Below are 19,642 nucleotides of genomic sequence, written 5' to 3'. Positions count from 1 at the left end.
GGCGGCACGGCTGGTGCCCTGCTCGCGGGCTCCAGCCGGGCGGCGGGCTGCCGGAGCGCAGGGAAAAGCAGCGGCGACGAGAAGAGGTCCGCGCCCCTTACCGCAGCGCCGTCGGCCGCGCGGCGTGTGCATGGTCGCCGTGATCGCGGGGAACCCGCCGCCCGGCAAGCAGGATCAGGGAACCGCCCCGTTCTCGCCGTCGCCGCCAAACACGGTGACCATCCACACACCGGGTGGCCGACAGCGCTGCCAGAAGGGCCGCCGACCCGCGTCGTCGCCGCCTGCCGCCTCACACTCCGACGGCCCGCCGGACGGCCGGGGCCCTTGAGCGGGGCACCGGCTCCGCCGTCGCCGCCTGTCACGGCGACCGCCCGGCGGGCGGCGGGGCGGCACCGTGCCCCGCCGCCCTCCGGGCGCCGTTCACCCCGGTGCGGGGATGAGCCGTCCGCGCACCGGGGCGGCCGTCAGTCGGCCACCGGCAGGTAGACGCGCTTGCCCTGGTCGGCGAACTCGGCGGACTTGTCGGCCATGCCCTGCTCGATGGCCTCCACCGTGGACAGGCCGTTCTCCTCGGCGTAGCGGCGCACGTCCTGGGTGATCTTCATCGAGCAGAACTTCGGCCCGCACATGGAGCAGAAGTGCGCCGTCTTCGCGGGCTCGGCGGGCAGCGTCTCGTCGTGGTAGGCCTGCGCCGTCTCCGGGTCGAGGGCCAGGTTGAACTGGTCCTGCCAGCGGAACTCGAAGCGGGCCTGGGACAGGGCGTCGTCCCACTCCTGGGCCTTGGGGTGGCCCTTGGCCAGGTCGGCCGCGTGCGCGGCCAGCTTGTAGGTGATGACTCCGGTCTTGACGTCGTCCCGGTTGGGCAGGCCCAGGTGCTCCTTGGGCGTGACGTAGCACAGCATCGCGGTGCCGTACCAGCCGATCTGGGCCGCCCCGATCGCCGAGGTGATGTGGTCGTAGCCGGGGGCGATGTCGGTGGACAGCGGGCCCAGGGTGTAGAACGGCGCCTCGCCGCAGAGCTCCTCCTCCAGGCGCACGTTCTCGGCGATCTTGTGCATCGGCACGTGGCCGGGGCCCTCGATCATCACCTGCACGTCGTGCGCGCGGGCGATGTGCGTCAGCTCCCCGAGCGTGCGCAGCTCGGCGAACTGCGCCTCGTCGTTGGCGTCGGCGATGGAGCCGGGGCGCAGGCCGTCGCCCAGCGAGAAGGTGATGTCGTAGGCGCGCAGGATCTCGCAGAGCTCCTCGTAATGGGTGTAGAGGAAGCTCTCCTTGTGGTGGGCCAGGCACCAGGCGGCCATGATGGAGCCGCCGCGCGAGACGATGCCGGTGGTGCGGCGGGCGGTGAGCGGGACGTACCGCAGCAGCACGCCGGCGTGCACCGTCATGTAGTCCACGCCCTGCTCGGCCTGCTCGATGACGGTGTCCCGGTAGACCTCCCAGCTCAGCTTGGCCGGGTCGCCGTCGACCTTCTCCAGGGCCTGGTAGATGGGCACGGTGCCGATGGGCACCGGGGAGTTGCGCAGGATGCGCTCGCGGGTCTCGTGGATGCGCTTGCCGGTGGACAGGTCCATCACGGTGTCGGCGCCCCAGCGGGTGGCCCACACCATCTTCTCCACCTCCTCGGCGACCGAGGAGGTCACCGCGGAGTTGCCGATGTTGGCGTTGATCTTGACCAGGAAGTTCTTGCCGATGATCATCGGCTCGGACTCGGGGTGGCACCGGTTGGCGGGGATGACCGCGCGGCCGATGGCCACCTCGGAGCGGACGAATTCGGGGTCGAGGCCCTCGCGGGCGGCGATGTACCGCATCTCGGGGGTGACGGTCCCGGCCTTGGCGTAGGCCAGCTGGGTGACCGCGCCGCCCACCGGTTCCCGGGCGGCGATCCAGTCGGCGCGCGCGGGGGCCAGCCCGGCGTGCACGTCGATGGCGGCGTCGTCGTCGGTGTAGGGGCCGGAGGTGTCGTACAGGTCGAAGTGGGTGCCGTTGCTGAGACCGACCCTGCGCTGGGGAACGCGCAGCACCGACCCGGAATCGGGGTCGGGGACCTCCCGGTAGACCTTCGTCGAGCCCATGATGGGGCCGGTGGTCACGGAGTGTCGGACGTTGTCGAGCGCCGTCAAGGCACGCCTCCCTACGTCGGAATTACCCGAACAGGTTCTGCGGTCGGCGGCACCGCCGCCTTCTGGAGGCAGCCGCCCTCTCAGCCCGCCAAAGCGCGAGCTCCCGCGTGTTTGCGATTGTCGGATCACGCACCGTCGTCACGGTGCACCGCGCGTGGGGCGCGGCGATCATATGACCGGGGCCACCCTAACCGGGGCGGGGCGGCGCGATCCACCCCGGGGCGTCCGCGGATCCGTACGGGACGGTTCGGCCGGGAGGCGGTCAGAAGAGGGTGCCGTCCCCGCCCGCCGCGGCCGGGGCCGGGGGTTCGAGCAGCTCGGGCCCGTTGTTCTTGATGCTGTTGACGGCGGTGGAGACCTCTCGCACGGCGAACGCGTCGACCGGGGTGGAGGCCATGACGCGCTGCACGTCGGCCAGCCCGGAGGCCGGGTCGAGCCAGGCCGCCCACTCCTCCCGGGGGACGACGACGGGCATGCGCTCGTGGATCCCCTCCAGGCCGCCGGTGGCCTGTGTGGTGACGACGGTGCAGCTCCACACCCACGCGGCGGGGTCGTCCTCGGGGGCGTCGGGGTCGCGCCAGCGCTCGAACAGTCCGGCCAGGGCCAGCGGCTCGCCGTCGGGGTAGGAGACCGAGAACGGCTTCTTCTTCGCGGAGGCCTTGCGGCGCTTGTGCCCGGGGTCGGTGGCCGGTGAGGTGCCGGGCTCGGCGGTGCCGGGAACGGCCTCGGGAAGGAGCTGCCACTCGTAGTAGGCGTCGGCGGGCAGCAGGCAGCGGCGGTGGGCCAGGGCGGCGCGGAAGGCGGGCTTCTCGGCGGCGGTCTCGCCGCGCGCATTGATCATCTTGAAGCCGACGTTGGCGTCCTTGGCCCAGGAGGGGATCAGGCCCCAGCGGAAGGTGGCCAGGCTGCGCGGACCGGGCGGAACGCCGCGGGCGGCCTCGTTGGGCGGGGTGCCGAGGACGGCGTGGACGGGCTTTCCCGGGCAGATGTTGTAGTCCGGTTCCAGCTCTTCGAGGGGCGGGCGGGAACGCGGGTCGGCCGGGGCGGAGGGGTCGGGCACCTCGGCGAAGTCGAAGGCGAGCTGGAGCTCGTGGGCGTTCCTGGCCCTGGCGAAACGTCCGCACATGGGAACAAGTCTGGCACCGCCCGGGGAGGAGCGCGCACGGCCCCGGCCAAGACCGGGGCCGCGAGGCGTCAGAGCTCTCTGTTGCGGACGCTGTTCAGGAAGGCGACCCAGGCACCAGGCGGGTACACGATGTGGCCGAGCTGAGGATGCTGACTGTCACGGACGTCAGTATGCACGGCGCCTCCGCGCACCTCCAGGCATTCATTGGCTCCAGTGCTGTAGGTGGACTTGCCCCAGTCACTCGTCATCATTGTCGTACCTCTCCTGATCCTCACCATCGGCCGGATGTCCGCCCGAACGAGTCTCCGTGTAAACGAGTCCCCCTGCTCAGAGACGGTGAACACATGGAACCGGCCGTCAAGGCCGGGTTGATGGGCGCTCGTCATCTCGACCACTCGGATCGTCGTGCGCGGCAGCCTGGACGCCGCGTCAAAGCTCGTCGGATCTAGCACCGACCACGAAAGCGGTCCACTCGGCTGCTGGAAACTCCAGGTGCCCCTGCTCCCGATTTCGGGTATCCCGAACTGCAGTGGCGGCCCCCTCAGCGACCTCGACACAGCTTCCTGTGCTTCCTCCGCTGTAGCTCGACTTGTGCCAGCACTTCTCACTCATCTCGGTAGTCCTTCCTGACCTTCCTGAGCACATGCGCCGACTCCTCTAGGGAAAGAGCCTCGCCTTGCAAGGCTCCGTACAAGGTACGGAGGTGACGCACCCGATCCGCATCATGGATGATCTCTTCACCTGCCAAGTGTTCGACCAACACCACAGGACCACGGTCCTTGAAGTCGAGAAGCCGTAGCGCACCGCTCATACCAGGGTGATAGGCCTTCGGCTGGGGGATCACGCGCGGCCCGCCCCTATCGCTCCCTCCTCGATACCGACCACTTCTCCCACCGGGCCCACGACCTCGCCGACGGCGTCCGCCTCTTCACCGACCGCCGCCCGGATGAGGAGCCTCCGGCCCCGCAACGGTGACCTCCCCCGGTTCCGCCCGAAGCCGGGATTCGCCGTTTCGCGAGCACTGTTCCCCGCGCCCGCCGAGGCCCGAAGAAATTTCTTCGACGCCACATTCACCTTTTCGCGTTTTCGCAGGTCAGAGCGAACGTGAACACGACATTCGTGTTCGCCTTCCCCGATTTCCCGGGTCAGAATCAAGGCCCTTCCGAGCCGAGCACCCCCCGAGCGGGGGCCTTCGCCGTGCCGAGAAGCGGGCGCGGACCCGCTCGCCACCCATCCGAGCCACCCCGAGGAGGGGCCATGATCCATGCCCGAGGACTGTCCAGAACGTTCACGCAGAAGCGGGGGAGGCCGCCGGTCGAAGCGGTGCGCGGCCTCGACCTCGACATGGAGGCCGGCACGCTGCTGGCCTTCCTCGGCCCGAACGGCGCCGGAAAGTCGACGACCCTGCGGATGCTCACCACCCTGCTGCCGCCCACCTACGGGACGGCGACCGTCGCCGGGTGCGACATCGCCGCGGACCCGGACGGGGTGCGGCGGCGCATCGGCTACGTGAGCCAGAAGAACTCCGCCTCCGACTCCCACCGTGTCCGCGACGAGATGGTGGCCCAGGGCAAGGCCTACGGCATGACCCGGGCGCGGGCCCGGGAGCGCGCGGACGAACTGCTGGACCGGCTGGAGCTGCGGGAGCTGGCGGACCGGACGCCCACCACGCTCTCGGGCGGGCAGCGGCGCCGGGTCGACATCGCCCTGGGGCTGGTGCACGCACCGGAGCTGCTGTTCCTGGACGAGCCGTCGACCGGACTGGACCCGCACAGCAGGGCGGAGATCTGGGAGTTCATCCTGCGGCTGCGCGAGGAGAACGGGATGACGCTGTTCCTGACCACGCACTACCTGGAGGAGGCCGACGACATGGCCGAACGGGTGGTGATCGTGGACCGCGGACGGACCATCGCCGACGGCACCCCCGACCGGCTCAAGGCGGACCTGGCGAGCGACCGCATCGAGCTGGCGCTGCGGGACGAGGCCGACGCGGCGAGGGCGGCGGAGGTGGCCGACCGGTTCGCCCCCTCGTCCGCGCCCTCCTCCTCTCCCCCGTCCCCTTCCATGGCCTCCGCTCTCCCCGTCCCCGTCGCGAACGCGGACACGGCGATGCCTGAGGTCCTGACGGCGATGGAGGAGGCCGGGGTGAAGGTCACCGCCGCGCGCGGTGTGCGGCCGACGCTGGACGACGTGTTCCTGGCCCTGACCGGCCGGAGCCTGACCGAAGAGGAGCCCGCCGAATGAGCACGACGACGACCGCCGCCCGACCGTCCGCCCCGCCGTCCGCATCCCCCGTGCCCCGCTTCGTCCGCGACGTGGCCACGGTGTTCACCAGGGAGATCACCCCGTCGGTCCGGGAGCCACTGGGGCCGCTGTTCACGCTCGGGCAGCCGCTGTTGCTGCTGTTCTTCTTCGGCCCGCTGCTGGGGACCGTCGGCGCGGGCGGCGACCAGGGGTCCTGGCAGTGGTTCGTGCCGGGGGTGCTGGTGATGCTGGCCCTGTTCGGCCCGATGATGGCGGGCTACACGCTGCTGATGGAGCTGCTCGGCGGCGCGATGGAGCGCATGCTGGTCAGCCCGCTCAACCGCACGGCGATGCTGATCGGCAGGGCGCTGAAGGAGTTCGCGCTGCTGCTGGCGCAGTCGGTGCTGATCGTGCTGCTGGCGGTCCCGCTGGGGTTCGAGCTGTATCCGCTCGGGCTGCTGGCCGGTCTGCTCCTGCTGGCCGTCTTCGGCGTCGGCCTCGGGTCGCTGTCGTTCCTGCTGGCGATGAAGGCGGCCCCGAGCGGGGAGCTGTTCTACGGGGTGACGCAGCTGGCGGTGTTCCCGCTGATGCTGCTGTCGGGGGTGCTGCTCCCGATGGACTTCGGGCCGGGGTGGCTGCAGGCGGTGGCGCTGGTGAACCCGGTGGCCCACATCGCCGACGCGATGCGGACCCTGTTCGCGGGATCGTTCACGGACCCCTCCATCGCCTGGGGAGCGCTGTCCGCGGCCGTGGTCGCCGCCCTGGGCCTGATCTTCGGCACCCGCGCCATGCGGAGGGGAGTGGGCGTGTGACCCCCTGACCGACAAGCGGCCCCGGCTCCCGCCCCCTGGAGCCGGGGCCGCCGTCCATGCGAGGCTCGGAGAGTGCGTTGGACACCTGATCGGGCACGGACAGCCTTTACCGAGCACCGCGTTGCGCGGTTGTCCACCGTCTCTGCAGAGGGGCAACCCCACTGCGTACCGGTGACGTTCGCAGTCGATGGCGACATCGCCGTGACCGCGATCGACCACAAGCCCAAGTCGACGATGAGCCTGAAACGCTTGGCCAACATCGAGCAGAACCCGAACGTGTGCCTCCTGGCGGACGAGTACTCGGACGACTGGTCCCATCTGTGGTGGGCACGGGCGGACGGCAGCGCGCAGGTCGCCTTCGACGGCGAGCAGCGCGAGCACGCGCTCGGCCTCTTGGCGGCGAGGTACGCCCAATACTCCGACAGGCGCCCGGAAGGGCCCGTGATCCTCATCCGGGTGATCCGGTGGTCGGGCTGGTCATTCCGGTAATCGAGGCGAATGCCGGGCCAGGCATCAGCCCTCCCCCGCGACGAACGTTCCTTGGCCGCGAACCGTCACAGTGAGCCCTCGATCGTTCAGGAGCTTCACGGCCGCTCTCACGGTCGGCCGGGAGACGGAGGACTCCTCACACAGCGCCGCCTCGGACGGGATCCTGCGCCGAGGGGTATAGACCCCGTCCGCGATTCGGGCTCCCAGTACCCCCGCGATCTGCTCGTACAGCGGTTCTGGGCCATCGAGGTCGATCGGCACGGCATCACCGTCCACAGGGGAGTCCTCGAATCTCCCGGCATCGTCGGCCAGGACTCGGTACCGTCGGTCAGGACTCGGTGATGAACGTGCCCTTTCCGTGAACGGTGACGATGAGTCCGCGCTCCCTCAGCTCCTTATTGGCACGACGGATCGTCATGTAGGCGACTCCGTACTCCTCGGCCAGCTCGCGCTCAGGAGGCAGCTGCATGCCTGGACGCAGCTCCCCTGCCTTGACACGCGCGGCGATGTGGTCGGCCACGGCGACGTAGACGAGCTGCGGCCCTTTTGGGGCAAAGGCCGGAATCTCGGTTTCGTCAGTCACCCTGCCAGAGTAGACCACCCCTGACCTGCCTAAAGACACAAAGTGCTATCTATTGCTATAGATTGCTTATAGCATGGCAGGCCGCTCCGAGGGCCCAGACGCCAGCTGGGCCCAACAGTCATCCACAGGCCCACGCGGCACCCCGCCCGACGGCCGCACCGCGGCTAACCTATGAACACCTACTTCCCTGATGGAAGGGAACACCCCCGATGCGCAAGATCGAACGACGGCTCACCAACCTCGAAGCCGCCTTCGTCGAACGCTCACTGGACAAGCAGAGCATCCAGGCCTACCAGGCCAACACCGACGACCGGATCAACTCCCTCGCCGACGCGTTCATGGAGCACCGCCGCGAGACCCGGGAGGGATTCCGGCAGGTCAACCTGCGCTTCGACGCGGTCGAGGGGCGCCTCGACGCGATGGAGAACCGGCTCGGCTCGCTCGAAAGCGACGTGGGCACACTCAAGAGCGACGTGGCCACACTCAAGAGCGACGTCGACTCGCTCAAGACCCAGATGGGCCAGATGCAGGACATGGTCGCGCGGATCGTCGCCAAGCTGGACGCCTGACGCTCCCGGCACCGGCGGCCCCGCCCTTCGGCGGGGCCGCTTCTTCATGGCACGGGCGGCGCCCCCAGCGCGTCTGCCGGAAAACGTCACCGGCCCCGCCTAGCATCCGGGGCATTGGCCGCCAACGACGGACGGAGACCGGCGATGACGACGGAACCGAAGGTCAACGGGCCCTGCTGGGTCGAGCTGGGGGCTGAGGACATCCCCCGGCAAGGGGACTTCTACGGCCGGGTGTTCGGTTGGGACACCGCGACCGATCCGCGTCCCGAGGCCGGCGGGTACACCATCGCCTCGCGCGGCGGCCGCCGCGTCGCCGCCATCACTCCGCTCTACGGGGACGAGCAGCCCGTCGCCTGGAACGTCTCGTTCCGTGTGGAGGACATCGACGCCGCCCTCGACACGGTCCGCGGGCTCGGAGGCGCGGCCGTGCTCGGGCCCATCGACGTCTTCGACGACGGGCGCTTCGCCGTCGCCGCCGACCCCGCCGGCGCCGTCTTCCAGCTCTGGCAGGCCAACGACGTCGCCGGGGCACAGCTCATGGGCGAGCCCGGTTCGCTGTGCTGGGTCGACCTGCACACCCGCGACGTCGCCGCCGCCTCCGACTTCTACGGCCGCCTCTTCGGCTGGGAGCTCGGCGGCGGCACCGGCTACCGCGTCCTCTCCCTGGACGGCACCCCCTTCGGCGGCGTCTTCGACCAGGGCTCGGACGAGGGCTACCCGAAGGAGATCCCGCCGCACTGGCTCCCCTCGTTCGCGACGGCCGACATCGAGGGCACCGTCGCCAAGGCGGCCGAGGCCGGGGGCACCACCGTCATGCCGCCCATGCGCATGCCCGGCGGCGTCACCGCGGCCGCCCTCACCGACCCCGAGGGCGCGGGCTTCGGCCTGATGCAGACCCCCGGCGGGGAGTGACCGGTACCGGAGAGGGCGGACGAGGGGGCCGTGCCCGTGGGAGGCACGGCCCCCTCATGCTCCGGCGCCCCCTCGGGCCCGGAGGCGCTCGTGGCGGGCGATGAACGCGTCGACGGGCCACCTCGCGACCCACCGCCCCACCACGTCGAGCGGGACGTCGTCGAGGCGCTTGAACCGCACGCACGCCTTGCCCATGTCGAGCCGCTTGCCCGCCGCCAGCCACTCCGCACGGAACTCGTCCTGCTCGGGCCCGTAGACCCCCATCAGGTACAGGGCGTTGTGGTTCTTCTGCGCGGCCAGCGCCGCATAGCCCAGCGGGCGGCCGTTGTGGGTCTTCGGGTAGCGCTCCAAGGGGACGTGGTAGCCGATCATCCCGTAGTCCACGGCCTCCGCGTACCCCTCCGGGAGGTTCTCCAGGACCACGCGCCGCACCTCGGCCAGCACCGCCCTGCGCTCCTCGCCGAGCTCGGCCAGGTACTCCTCCGGCGTCGCCGCACCGCTCTGGACCATGGCACCGATCCTAGGCCCGCCCGGACCGGCGGCCGGGGCGGCGCGCGGAACGGCCGCCCCCTCACCCCCTACTCCCCCTGCACCCGGATCTCCGGCTCGTTGCGCACCGGGAAGTTCACCGACCGGGCGATGAAGCACGCCGCGTGCGCCTTCTCGTGCAGCGCCTCGGCCTTCTCCACCATGGACGCCTCCGCCACCGTCACCACCGGGTGCAGCACCACCTCGGTGAACTCCCCGCTGGAGTCGGCGTGGGTGACCATGGTGCCCGTCGCCCGGTCCTCATAGGCCACGACGTTCACGCCCGCGCCCACCGCCAGCGCGAAGTAGGACAGCATGTGGCACTCGCTCAGCGCCGCCACCAGCATGTCCTCGGGGTTCCAGCGGTCCGCGTCGCCCCGGAACGCCTTGTCGGCCGACCCCTTGAGCAGCGGCCGCCCCTCCGTCTCCACGTCGTGGTCGCGCCCGTAGGCCCGGTACGACGCCGTGCCCTCGCCCCGGTTGCCCGTCCACCGCACGCGCACCTCGTAGCCGTGCTCCTTGTCCCGGTGCCGCGTCTCCGTTGCCATCGCCCCGCCCTTCCGTCGGTCGTGTTGCCCGCGGCGCCAGCTTGCCACGCGCGCGACCTGACGAACCCGGCAGGGCCCGCGCACCCGGCGGCTAGGCTGGTGGCATGCCTGCATCCGCACCGCACTGGCCCGCGCCCACCGCCGAGCACCCCGTGGACGCCGAGGTCGCGCTGCCCGGCTCGAAGTCGATGACCAACCGCGCCCTCGTGCTGGCCGCGCTCTCCGAGACGCCCGCCACCGTGCGCCGCCCCCTGCGCAGCCGCGACACCCGCCTCATGGCCGACGCCCTGCGCTCCCTGGGCGCCCGGGTGCGCGAGGACGGCGAGGACTGGGCCGTCACCCCCGCCACCCTGCGCGGCCCGGTGCACCTGGACGTGGGCAACGCCGGAACCGTGATGCGGTTCGTCCCCCCGCTCGCCGCCCTCGCCGACGGCGACGTGCGCTTCGACGGCGACCCCCGGGCCCGCGAGCGCCCCGTCGGCCCCCTGCTGCAGGCCCTGCGCGCCCTCGGCGCCGACATCGACGACGGCGGCCGCGGCGCGCTGCCCATGACCGTGCGCGGCACCGGCTCGGTGCGCGGCGGCCGGGTCGAGCTGGACGCCTCCGGCTCCTCCCAGTTCATCTCCGCCCTGCTGCTCAGCGGCGCCCGCTTCACCGAGGGCGTGGAGGTCCGCCACACCGGCCCGCCCGTGCCCTCCCAGCCGCACCTGGACATGACGGTGGAGATGCTGCGCGAAGCCGGGGTGCAGGTCGACACCGCCGAACCCGACGTGTGGCGGGTGGCCCCCGGCGCGGTCAAGACCGACGCCGTCACCGTCGAGCCGGACCTGTCCAACGCCGCCCCGTTCCTCGCGGCGGCCCTGGTCACCGGCGGCCGGGTGACCGTGCGCGACTGGCCGCGCCGCACCACCCAGCCCGGCGACGCGCTGCGCGACCTGTTCGCCCGGATGGGCGGCGAGGCCGCGTTCACCGACGCGGGCCTGGAGTTCCGCGGTACCGGCGCGGTCCGCGGCATCACCGCCGACCTGCGCGCCGTCGGCGAGCTCACCCCCACCATCGCCGCGGTGGCCGCCCTGGCCGACTCCCCCTCCCGGCTGACCGGCATCGCCCACCTGCGCCGCCACGAGACCGACCGCATCGCCGCGCTCGTGCGCGAGGTCAACCGCCTGGGCGGGGACGCCGAGGAGCTCCCCGACGGCCTGGTCGTCCGCCCGCGCCCGCTGCACGGCGGCCTGTTCCACAGCTACGAGGACCACCGCATGGCCACCTCCGGCGCCGTCATCGGCCTGGCCGTCCCCGGGGTGGAGGTGGAGGACATCGCCACCACCGGCAAGACCCTGCCCGACTTCCCCGGGCTGTGGGCGGGGGTCCTGGCGTGAGGGGCGGCGGCCGCCACCTGGACGAGGACGACGTCCGTGTCCGCGCGCGCGGAGGCTCGCGCCCCCGCACCCGCAAGCGCCCCAAGCACGAGGACGCGGCCGCCGGGATGGTGACCGCAGTGGACCGGGGCCGGTACCGCTGCCTGGTCGACGGCCAGGAGGTCACCGCGATGAAGGCCCGCGAGCTGGGCCGCGGCAGCATCGTGGTCGGCGACCGGGTGGCGCTGGTGGGCGACCTGACCGGCGGGCCGGGCACCCTGGCCCGCATCGTGCGGGTGGAGGGCCGCGACTCGGTGCTGCGCCGCACCGCCGACGACACCGACCCGGTGGAGCGGGTGATCGTGGCCAACGCCGACCAGCTCATGGTGGTCTGCTCGCTCGCCGACCCCGACCCGCAGCCGCGGCTGATCGACCGGTGCCTGGTCGCCGCCTACGACGCCGGGCTCGACCCGCTGCTCTGCCTGACCAAGGCCGACCTGGCCCACGCCGGAGGCCTGCTGGAGGGCTACGCCTCGCTGGGCCTGCGCCACGTGGTCACCGACCACGAGGGCGACCTGTCGGACCTGGACGGCCTGCTCGCCGACCGCACCAGCGTGCTCGTGGGCTCCTCCGGGGTGGGCAAGTCGACGCTGGTCAACCGGCTGGTCCCGGAGGCCGAGCGGGCGGTGGGCCACGTCAACCCGGTGACCGGGCGCGGCCGCCACACCTCGACGTCGGCGGTGGCGCTGCCCTACCGGGGCGGCTGGATCATCGACACCCCGGGGGTGCGCAGCTTCGGGCTCGCGCACATCGACCCCGGCGACGTGGTAACGGGCTTCCCCGACCTGGCGGAGGCCGTCGCCGAGTGCCCGCCGGGCTGCCCGCACACGGCCGACGCCCAGGGGTGCGCCCTGGACGCGTGGGCGGCCGAGGGGCGGCTGTCCGAGGCGCGGGTCGCCTCCCTGCGCCGCCTGCTCGCCAGCCGCACGGGCGAAGAGGGCGCCTGAGCCCGTCCCCGCTGAGGCGCGTCCCGGAGGGGCGCCGAGGGGCGCCGCGGCCCCGTCTCACACGTCCACGGTGCCCCCGCACCTCCAGTAGCGGGTGCTGTCGCGGTCGAGGAACCCCTCGTCGACCAGGGCCCTGCGCAGGGACGCGTGGTCGGAGTGGAACACCCGCAGCACCGCGTTCACCTCGGGCTCGCTGTAGCGCACCCCGGGCTCGAAGGCACGGGCCACGTGGTCCAGCACCACCAGCCGTTTGGCCCGCTGCACCGGCAGCGCCACGATGCGCCCCTCCCGCAGGAACGACCGCAGCACCGCGGCCTCCTCGCCGCCCGCCCCCTCGGGCACCGGGTCCTCGGCGCGGGACTCGGCCGCGCGGGCCACCGCCTCGCGCAGCGCCTCGGGCCGGGGCAGCCACTCCCCCTCCTCGCGCACGGCGACGCCGCCGCGCTCCAGCCTCTCCAGGGCCGCCAGCGCGTCCCTGGCGGGCATCCCCGTACGGGCGGCGACCTCCTCGCCGGTGCGGGCGCCGAGCACCAGCGCCGACAGCGCGCGCAGCCGGTCGGGGGCGCTGAGCAGTCCCAGGAGGCGGAGCGCGTCAGGGTCGGACATGGCCCCCATGCAAGCAGAGGCCGTGCGGGCCGTCACCCGCTTCTCCGGTCGCCCGCCACCGCCCGTCACACCGCTTCGTCCCCCGATCGCACGCCCAGCTCGTCGAGGCGCGCCAGCAGGTCCGCCGGGTCGGTGTAGACCCGGTAGGCGCCGGTGCGCTCCAGTTCGTCGCGGCCGTAGCCGCCGGAGAGCAGCCCCACCCCGAGCGCCCCGGCGCGGCGGGCGGCCAGCAGGTCCCACACGCTGTCGCCGACGACCATGGCCTGCCGGGGGTCGGCGCCCAGCCGTTCGGCGGCGGCCAGGAACAGGTCCGGGTCGGGCTTGGCGAACCGCACCTGGTCGCGGGTGACCATGACGGTGTCCTCGGGCAGCCCGAGCAGCTCCAGGGCGTGCCCGGCGGTGCGGCGCTGCCCGCTGGTGGCGATCGCCCAGCCGATGCCCCGGTCGCTCAGGGTGCGCAGCAGCTCCACCGCTCCGGGCAGGGGCACCACCGAGGCCCGCTGCTTGAGGTACTCCTCGGCGTGCGCCCGCTGGACCGCCTCCACCTGCTCGGCCGTGAGCTTGAGGCCGGTCTCGCGCACCAAGGCGTTGACGAACAGCCCGCCGCTCATCCCGATGCGCCGGTGGATGCGCCACACGGCCAGGTCGATCCCGGCCTCGGCGAGCGCGTTCCGCCAGGCGATGACGTGCTGGTACACGCTGTCGATGAGGGTGCCGTCGAGGTCGAACAGGAGTGCGGGCGCCGCGGGTCGGGGCGGCGCGGTCGTCGTATCGCTCACCCTGCCAGTCTCGTCTCGAACGGGAGAAAAGGGAATCCGCCGCTCCGCCCCGGCGGGGCCGCCGGAGGGCCCACCGGGCGGCCGGACCGGGGCCCGTGCGGGCCTGCGCGCACCGGGCGGGGCGGCCGGGGTCAGGCGGTCTCGCGCACCGGTCCGGTCAGGGCGCGGGCCACCGCCTCGACGCGGGACGCCGCCACCTCGGGGTCGGTCGGCGAGACCACGTAGGACACCATCAGCCGGGCGGAGACCTCCACCAGCACCTCGCCCCGCTCCCCCAGGCGCGGGTGGTGGCGGCGCAGGTAGGCGTTCATCCGCTCCTGCAGGGCCAGGTGCAGCGGCCGGGACCGGGTGGTCAGCACCGGCAGCAGCTCCCCCTCACCGGTGATCACCGCCCGCACCAGCGGGTTCTCCGCCGAGGCGCGCAGCGTCCACAGCGCCGCCTCGCGGACGGCCTCGGCCGCGTCGCCCGGGTGGCCGGAGACGATCGCCTCGGTGCGGTCCAGGAAGCGGTCGGCCTCCCGGATGACCACCGCCTGCAGCAGCCCCTCCTTGGCGCCGAACTCGTTGTACAGCGTCTGCCGGGACACGCCCGCGTTCGCCGCGATGTCGGCCATCCGCATGCGCGCCCACCCGCCCGCGACCACGGCTGCGTAGGCGGCGTCGAGCAGCCGCTCGCGGACGTCGCCCTGGCGCGGGGCGCCCGGCGCCGGGGGCGCCGCGGGGGAGGATGCTTCGGAGGCCATAGGGCCATGGTGCCATCCCGGGGCCCCGGGACGAGGGGCCCAGGTCGCGGCCCGTGGCGCGGATCCTCCATGCGCGGGGGTGCCGGACTGCCGCGGGGCGTGCGGGGACGGTAGCGTTACCGGCCATGGCGTCCTTTGACGATGATCTGCGTCTGGCCCACGTCCTGGCGGACGCGGCCGACGACATCTCTCTCCAGCACTTCCGCTCCCTGGATCTGCGGGTGGAGACCAAGCCCGACCTGACCCCCGTGACCGAGGCCGACCGCGCGGTGGAGGAGACGGTCCGCAGCGTCCTGTCCCGCGCGCGCCCCCGCGACGCCGTGGTGGGCGAGGAGTACGGGAAGACCGGCAACAGCCACCGCGTGTGGGTGATCGACCCCATCGACGGCACGAAGAACTACGTCCGCGGCGTCCCCGTGTGGGCCACGATGATCGCGCTGCTGGAGCACGACCGCCCGGTGATGGGCCTGATCTCGGCACCGGCGCTGTTCCGCCGGTGGTGGGCCACGCTCGGCGGCGGGACCTGGAGCGGGCGCAGCCTGACCAAGGCGACCCGCTGCTGGGTGTCGAAGGTCGCCGAGCTGGAGGACGCCTCGCTGTCCTTCTCCGACATGGCCGAGTGGGAGGAGCACGGGCGCCTGGAGGCGTTCCTCGGGCTGACCCGCTCGGTGTGGCGCACCCGCGCCTACGGCGACTTCTGGTCGCACGTGATGGTCGCCGAGGGCGCGGTGGACATCGCCGCCGAGCCGGAACTGTCGCTGTGGGACGCCGCGCCGCTGCCGGTCCTGCTGGAGGAGGCCGGGGGCCGCGCCACCGACCTGCGCGGGCAGAACTTCACCGACGGGGGCGCCCTGGTGTGCACCAACGGCGCCCTGCACGACCGCGTGCTGACCTGGCTGAACGGGGGGCCGACGCCGGTCCGCCCGGTCTGAGCCCCGCCCCGGCCCCGGCCGGTGCGACCGATTCAGCGGATCGCGATCACACGGACACTCTCCGTAGTAGATTTCGGTCCGTGCCCGCAGATCACCGTGACGCCCGCCGCCGCCCGCCCCGGACGGCCGCGGCGGCCGCCCTGGCCGCCGCGTGCGCGCTGACCGCCGCCGGGTGCGGGGCGGCGCCCCGCCCCGACACCTCCGAGCTGGAGGCCCGGATCGCCGCCGACCGCGCCGCCGGGGCCTCGGCCGTGCCCGAGCCCGAACCGTCCGAGATGCGCTATTCCCCCGGCGCCGCCGCGTGCGAGCCGCGCGCGTCGACCGCCGTGCCCGGAGAGTGGGAGACCTCCGCGCCGCGCGAGCCCCTCGGCAAGGGCCCGGCCGAGCTCGGCCTGCGCGACGCCGCGGGCGGGGCCGACCTGGCGGTCCGCGCCGAGGTGGCCGGACCGGACGGCGCCCTCGGCGCCGCCGAGGCGCAGGCCGCGGGCGACTCCTGGGCCGAGCTGGACTTCCCGGGCGACTTCGGCGCCGCGGCCCCGGAGGAGGGCACCTACACGGTGGTCTGGTCCTCCGCCGAGGACGGCGCGTTCATCTCCTGCGACGGCTTCCGCGTGAAGTGACCCGCCGTTCCGGGGCCGCCGGAGGCCGCTGGCGTCCGCCGGATCCGAGCGCCCCTCACGCCGCCCACCAGGCGCCCCTGCGGCGCTCTCGACGACGGTGCTTCCGGACCAGCGGTTTCGGCAGCACCTCCGTCGAGATCGCCGCAGGGGGCGGACGGAGATGACGCCGCTCCCGCGGGCGCGCCCTGAGGGCGTCCGGGGCCCTCTCCTCTCTCCTCCCCTCTTCTCGCCTCTACTCGGCCGGATCCGGCCATTCCGCGGCCCGTCGGGACGGCGCTCCGCGCCGCCCGCCTCCCGTGCCCCCCGCCCTCCGGCCGCCGTCGCTGCCGCGTCGGTGCAGGCCGCGCCGGACCGCCCGGCACACACGGACCGGACCCACCGCAGCTCCCCGATCCGGACCATCCGGAACTCCGGCCCGAATTCCCCGCCACGACGGGGAACCGCCGCCCTCTCCCTCCGCGATGATGTCGATGGACCCCTCCGGGCCCGCCCCGCACCCCGACCCCGCCGAGGAAGGGCCGTCTGCTTGCTGCGCTCACTCACCTCGGGCCTCGTCCTGGCCTTCGCCGGTTCCCGGGCCAACGTCTCGCGGACCATCCTGTCCTGCGCCGGCATCGTCGTCGGCGTCGCCGCCCTGATCACCGTGGTCACCGCCGGGCACGTCGGCGAGCGCTACGCGATCGCCTACTCCGAGGCCAACTGGGGCGTCGCCGCCACCTACGACGTCACCCTGCCCGGGAACGTCGAGGACCCCGCCGCCCTGAAGGAGGACATGCTGCGCGCCGGGGGCCGGGCCGCCGCGATGAACTTCACGCCCGAGGCGGGCATCCGGCTGCGCCAGGGGGACCGGGAGGTCCAGGGCGTGCAGTTCACCGTCACCGACCCCGCCCTGGACGACATCCGGCGGATGGACTTCACCGAGGGCCGGTGGTTCGAGGAGGGCGACACCGCGTCGGTCGCCCCGGTGGTGGTGCTCACCGACGACCTGGCCGACCAGCTGGAGGCCGACGGNCCGGGTCGCCAGCCGCAGCTGGCGGGACGTGCGGGTGGTCGGGGTGGTGGAGGCCACCGCCATGGACTCCTTCGGCGGCGAGGGCGGCACGGCCTACCTGCTCAACTCCCCCGCCTCCGAGGAGATGGCCTTCCCCGAGGGCGCCTCCGGGGCCGCGGGGATGATGGGCGGGCTCCGGTACGCGGTCCGGGTTCCGCCCGAAGGGGCCGACCCGGAGGGCTACAAGGAGCGGCTGGCCGGTGCCTCCTGGCGCTGGGCCCCCGACGCCGACGCGAACACCATCGAGGTCTACCGGATGGACGACGCCGAGACGATCGGCGAGGTCCTGGACTACCTGTCGCTGGGACTGCTGGGCATCGCCGCCATCACGCTGACCACCGGCCTGCTCGGCGTGCTCAACGTCGGCCTCGTGACGGTCCGCGAGCGCCGCCGCGAGCTGGCCGTCTACCGCGCGATGGGCGCCGACCGGCTGTCCATGTTCGTCGTGGTGGTCGCCGAGGCGGTGGTGGTGGCCATGGTCGCCGGGGTGGTCGCGCTGGCGCTGTGCTACGGCGCGGCCGGGGTCGCCCACTCCCTGCTCGCCGACGGCCTTCCGGACGGGGTGGTGGTCACCGTCCCGCTCTCCGGCGTGCTGGTGGGCCTGGGGAGCGCCGCCGGGGTCGGGCTGCTCGCCGGGATCATCCCGGCCTGGCGGGCGCTGCGCATCTCCGTCGTGGCGGGGCTGCGGGAGTGACGGGCGGCCGGAGCGGCGAGCGGCCGCGCCGACGGACGGGCGAAGAGGAGCGGATCACGTGAAGAGATGGATCATCGTCGCGGCGGTCGCCGTCGTGCTGGTCGGCGGAGCGGGCGGGGCCTGGGCCCTGTGGGGCGGCGGCTCCCCGCCGCCCGAGGACGTCGCCGGAGGCGGCGGGCTCGGAGAGCCCGCCACCGTTCCGGTGCAGGTCGGCGACATCACCGACACGGTGGTCCTGGACGCCGTCGTCCAGGAGGACCCCGCCAAGGAGGTCGTCGCCAAGCGCGGGGGCACCGTCACCCGCGTGTGGGTCGGCGAGGGCCAGGAGGTGGACCAGGGCGCGCCGATCGCCACCGTCCGCGCCCCCGTCGACGCCCCGCCCGACGGCGGCGGGGGCGAGGGCGCGGACGGCGGGGAGGGCCCGCAGACGCGGGAGGTGAACCTCACCGCACCGGTCGGCGGGAAGGTCGGCGGCCTGGACGGCCTGGAGGCCGGGGACCCGGTGGAGCCCGGCGCGGCCGTCGCCGCCATCAGCGGGGGCCGGTACCGCGCGGTCGCCGAGATCCCGCCCAACGACCTGTACCGCTTCTACGACGACCCCGAGGAGATCACCCTCAAGATCGACAAGGGGCCGCCCGCCGAGGAGTGCGAGCTGATGTCCCTGGGCGCCAAGGACTCCTCCTCCGACGACGGCTCCGGCGACTCGGGCGGGGACGGGATGCCCGAGGAGTTGATGATGCCCGGGGCCGACTCCGGGGGCGGCGAGGCCACCGCCCAGCTCACCTGCCGCGTGCCCGACGACATGAAGGTCTTCGCCGGGGTCACCGGCAAGGTCTCGGTCACCACCGGCTCCTCCGAAGGGGCGCTGCTGGTCCCGGCCACCGCCGTGCGGGGCGGCTCCGAGGAGGGGCAGGTCGTCGTCGTGGGCCCGGACGGGGCCGAGGAGGACCGCGACGTGGTGCTCGGCATCACCGACGGCGAGATGATCGAGGTCTCCGAGGGCCTGGAGGAGGGCGAGCAGGTCCTCGACCCGGTCCCGCTGTCCGAGGAGTTCGACGTGCCCGGCGGCGGCGAGGGCGGCGAGGGGCCCGACGGCGCCCTGGTGGAGGTGGGCTGATGGGCGGCTCCGACCCGCTGCTGCGCATCAGGGGCCTGCACAAGTCCTTCACCGTGGACGGGCGGCGCCTGCCGGTCCTGGTCGACTGCGCGCTGGAAGTGGGCCGCGGAGAGGTGGTGGCGATCGTCGGCCGGTCGGGCTCGGGCAAGTCCACGCTGCTGAACATGATCGGGCTGCTGGACCGGGCCGACGGGGGCGAGCACGTCTTCGACGGCGTCGACGTGACGCGGCTGGGCGAGGGCCGCCGGGCCCGCCTGCGCAACACCGGGGTCGGGTTCGTCTTCCAGACCTTCCACCTGCTGGAGCGGCGCACCGCGCTGGCCAACGTGTGCGTGCCGATGGTGCTGGGCGGGGTGCCCGCCGTCCGGCGCCGCGCGCACGGCCGCAGGCTGCTGGAGTCGGTGGGGCTGCGGGACCGGGCCACCTCCCGCCCGCACCAGCTCTCCGGCGGTGAGCAGCAGCGTGTGGCGCTCGCGCGGGCGCTGAGCATGGACCCCGCCATGGTGCTCGCCGACGAGCCCACGGGCGCCCTGGACGGCGCCACGAGCGAGCAGATCATGGACCAGCTCCTGGTGCAGGCCCGAACCCGGGGCGCGGCGGTCGTCATCGTCACGCACGAGCCGTCGGTGGCCGCGGCCGCCGACCGCCGGATCGCCATCGAGGAGGGGTGCACGCGCCCGGCGGAGTGACACCGGCGGTGCCCCGGGAGCGCCCCCGGAGAATGCGGAAGGGGCCCGGTACTCGATCGAGTACCGGGCCCCTTCGCCGTGGTAGCGGGGACAGGATTTGAACCTGCGACCT

At 73.4% G+C, this 19,642-nt stretch carries 23 protein-coding genes and 1 pseudogene; 12 read left to right on the top strand and 12 right to left on the bottom strand.

Annotated features, from left to right (window positions below; genetic code table 11):
- Nucleotides 1-464: 464 nt before the first annotated feature.
- The 5 genes from thiC to D476_RS37680 form a co-directional block, all read right to left on the bottom strand.
- Nucleotides 465-2,075, bottom strand: a complete 1,611-nt coding sequence (gene thiC, locus D476_RS0126720; RefSeq protein WP_051061855.1) for a phosphomethylpyrimidine synthase ThiC — start codon at nt 2,073-2,075, stop codon at nt 465-467.
- Nucleotides 2,076-2,385: 310 nt separating this feature from the next.
- On the bottom strand, nt 2,386-3,249 hold the full coding sequence (locus D476_RS0126715) for an SOS response-associated peptidase (protein ID WP_017626964.1): 864 nt from the start codon (nt 3,247-3,249) through the stop codon (nt 2,386-2,388).
- A gap of 68 nt (nt 3,250-3,317) precedes the next feature.
- Nucleotides 3,318-3,497, bottom strand: coding sequence for a DUF397 domain-containing protein (locus D476_RS0126710; RefSeq protein ID WP_026123889.1), 180 nt, complete (start codon nt 3,495-3,497; stop codon nt 3,318-3,320).
- Between the two features lie 181 nt (nt 3,498-3,678).
- Nucleotides 3,679-3,861, bottom strand: a complete 183-nt coding sequence (locus D476_RS36755) for a DUF397 domain-containing protein (protein ID WP_026123888.1) — start codon at nt 3,859-3,861, stop codon at nt 3,679-3,681.
- Nucleotides 3,854-4,060 carry a Scr1 family TA system antitoxin-like transcriptional regulator gene (locus tag D476_RS37680; RefSeq protein ID WP_152529448.1) on the bottom strand — a complete coding sequence of 69 codons (207 nt, stop codon included), beginning with the start codon at nt 4,058-4,060 and terminating at the stop codon, nt 3,854-3,856. The genes D476_RS36755 and D476_RS37680 overlap by 8 nt, the downstream gene beginning before the upstream one ends.
- 446 nt (nt 4,061-4,506) lie before the next feature.
- Between D476_RS37680 and D476_RS0126690 the strand changes: the two genes are divergently transcribed.
- From D476_RS0126690 to D476_RS0126680, 3 genes are all read left to right on the top strand, one after another.
- Nucleotides 4,507-5,493, top strand: coding sequence for an ATP-binding cassette domain-containing protein (locus tag D476_RS0126690; RefSeq protein ID WP_026123887.1), 987 nt, complete (start codon nt 4,507-4,509; stop codon nt 5,491-5,493).
- Nucleotides 5,490-6,305 carry an ABC transporter permease gene (locus tag D476_RS0126685; protein WP_017626959.1) on the top strand — a complete coding sequence of 272 codons (816 nt, stop codon included), beginning with the start codon at nt 5,490-5,492 and terminating at the stop codon, nt 6,303-6,305. The genes D476_RS0126690 and D476_RS0126685 overlap by 4 nt, the downstream gene beginning before the upstream one ends.
- 72 nt (nt 6,306-6,377) lie before the next feature.
- Nucleotides 6,378-6,794 carry a TIGR03668 family PPOX class F420-dependent oxidoreductase gene (locus D476_RS0126680; protein WP_026123886.1) on the top strand — a complete coding sequence of 139 codons (417 nt, stop codon included), beginning with the start codon at nt 6,378-6,380 and terminating at the stop codon, nt 6,792-6,794.
- A gap of 24 nt (nt 6,795-6,818) precedes the next feature.
- Here D476_RS0126680 and D476_RS0126675 read toward each other — a convergent pair whose 3' ends face one another.
- Nucleotides 6,819-7,055, bottom strand: coding sequence for a GntR family transcriptional regulator (locus D476_RS0126675; protein WP_040727442.1), 237 nt, complete (start codon nt 7,053-7,055; stop codon nt 6,819-6,821).
- A gap of 67 nt (nt 7,056-7,122) precedes the next feature.
- On the bottom strand, nt 7,123-7,377 hold the full coding sequence (locus D476_RS0126670; RefSeq protein WP_051061854.1) for a GntR family transcriptional regulator: 255 nt from the start codon (nt 7,375-7,377) through the stop codon (nt 7,123-7,125).
- A gap of 209 nt (nt 7,378-7,586) precedes the next feature.
- Between D476_RS0126670 and D476_RS0126665 the strand changes: the two genes are divergently transcribed.
- Together D476_RS0126665 and D476_RS0126660 are read left to right on the top strand one after the other, a co-directional pair.
- Nucleotides 7,587-7,946, top strand: a complete 360-nt coding sequence (locus D476_RS0126665) for a hypothetical protein (protein ID WP_017626955.1) — start codon at nt 7,587-7,589, stop codon at nt 7,944-7,946.
- A 144-nt stretch (nt 7,947-8,090) separates the two neighbouring features.
- The gene (locus tag D476_RS0126660; protein WP_017626954.1) at nt 8,091-8,858 is read left to right on the top strand and encodes a VOC family protein; all 768 of its coding nucleotides are present in this window, start codon (nt 8,091-8,093) and stop codon (nt 8,856-8,858) included.
- Between the two features lie 54 nt (nt 8,859-8,912).
- On the opposite strand, the gene D476_RS0126655 is transcribed toward D476_RS0126660, so the two are convergent.
- Both D476_RS0126655 and D476_RS0126650 read right to left on the bottom strand, forming a co-directional pair.
- Nucleotides 8,913-9,368 carry a DUF1801 domain-containing protein gene (locus D476_RS0126655; protein WP_017626953.1) on the bottom strand — a complete coding sequence of 152 codons (456 nt, stop codon included), beginning with the start codon at nt 9,366-9,368 and terminating at the stop codon, nt 8,913-8,915.
- Nucleotides 9,369-9,436: 68 nt separating this feature from the next.
- Nucleotides 9,437-9,934: an OsmC family protein gene (locus D476_RS0126650; protein WP_017626952.1), complete on the bottom strand. Its 498-nt coding sequence runs from the start codon at nt 9,932-9,934 to the stop codon at nt 9,437-9,439.
- 104 nt (nt 9,935-10,038) lie between these two features.
- Here D476_RS0126650 and aroA point away from each other — a divergent pair, with 104 nt between their 5' ends.
- The gene (gene aroA / locus D476_RS0126645; RefSeq protein WP_026123883.1) at nt 10,039-11,313 is read left to right on the top strand and encodes a 3-phosphoshikimate 1-carboxyvinyltransferase; all 1,275 of its coding nucleotides are present in this window, start codon (nt 10,039-10,041) and stop codon (nt 11,311-11,313) included.
- On the top strand, nt 11,310-12,299 hold the full coding sequence (gene rsgA, locus D476_RS0126640) for a ribosome small subunit-dependent GTPase A (protein ID WP_017626950.1): 990 nt from the start codon (nt 11,310-11,312) through the stop codon (nt 12,297-12,299). Before aroA ends, rsgA begins: the two co-directional genes overlap by 4 nt.
- A 57-nt stretch (nt 12,300-12,356) precedes the next feature.
- On the opposite strand, the gene D476_RS0126635 is transcribed toward rsgA, so the two are convergent.
- The 3 genes from D476_RS0126635 to D476_RS0126625 all read right to left on the bottom strand — a co-directional run bounded on the left by D476_RS0126635 (nt 12,357) and on the right by D476_RS0126625 (nt 14,427).
- A complete protein-coding gene (locus D476_RS0126635; protein ID WP_239648833.1) occupies nt 12,357-12,905 on the bottom strand; it encodes a DUF2087 domain-containing protein in 549 nt (182 codons plus the stop codon).
- A 65-nt stretch (nt 12,906-12,970) separates the two neighbouring features.
- A complete protein-coding gene (locus D476_RS0126630) occupies nt 12,971-13,684 on the bottom strand; it encodes an HAD family hydrolase (RefSeq protein WP_017626948.1) in 714 nt (237 codons plus the stop codon).
- Between the two features lie 131 nt (nt 13,685-13,815).
- Nucleotides 13,816-14,427, bottom strand: a complete 612-nt coding sequence (locus D476_RS0126625) for a TetR/AcrR family transcriptional regulator (protein WP_017626947.1) — start codon at nt 14,425-14,427, stop codon at nt 13,816-13,818.
- Between the two features lie 125 nt (nt 14,428-14,552).
- On the opposite strand from D476_RS0126625, the gene hisN reads away from it, so the two are divergent.
- The 5 genes and pseudogenes from hisN (at nt 14,553) to D476_RS0126600 (ending at nt 19,530) form a co-directional block, all read left to right on the top strand.
- Nucleotides 14,553-15,359: a histidinol-phosphatase gene (gene hisN, locus D476_RS0126620; protein WP_017626946.1), complete on the top strand. Its 807-nt coding sequence runs from the start codon at nt 14,553-14,555 to the stop codon at nt 15,357-15,359.
- Between the two features lie 80 nt (nt 15,360-15,439).
- Nucleotides 15,440-15,979, top strand: a complete 540-nt coding sequence (locus tag D476_RS0126615) for a hypothetical protein (protein WP_017626945.1) — start codon at nt 15,440-15,442, stop codon at nt 15,977-15,979.
- A gap of 526 nt (nt 15,980-16,505) precedes the next feature.
- Nucleotides 16,506-17,724 (top strand): annotated as a pseudogene (locus tag D476_RS34715) (ABC transporter permease).
- A 58-nt stretch (nt 17,725-17,782) separates the two neighbouring features.
- Nucleotides 17,783-18,841, top strand: a complete 1,059-nt coding sequence (locus D476_RS0126605; protein WP_017626942.1) for an efflux RND transporter periplasmic adaptor subunit — start codon at nt 17,783-17,785, stop codon at nt 18,839-18,841.
- Complete coding sequence (locus D476_RS0126600; protein WP_017626941.1) at nt 18,841-19,530, top strand: ABC transporter ATP-binding protein; 690 nt, start codon at nt 18,841-18,843, stop codon at nt 19,528-19,530. Before D476_RS0126605 ends, D476_RS0126600 begins: the two co-directional genes overlap by 1 nt.
- Nucleotides 19,531-19,642 lie beyond the last annotated feature (112 nt).

This window comes from Nocardiopsis chromatogenes YIM 90109 (assembly GCF_000341185.1).
Classification (GTDB): domain Bacteria; phylum Actinomycetota; class Actinomycetes; order Streptosporangiales; family Streptosporangiaceae; genus Nocardiopsis_A; species Nocardiopsis_A chromatogenes.
Note: the sequence above shows the minus strand (reverse complement) of the source record. Positions and strands in the feature narration are given on the sequence as shown.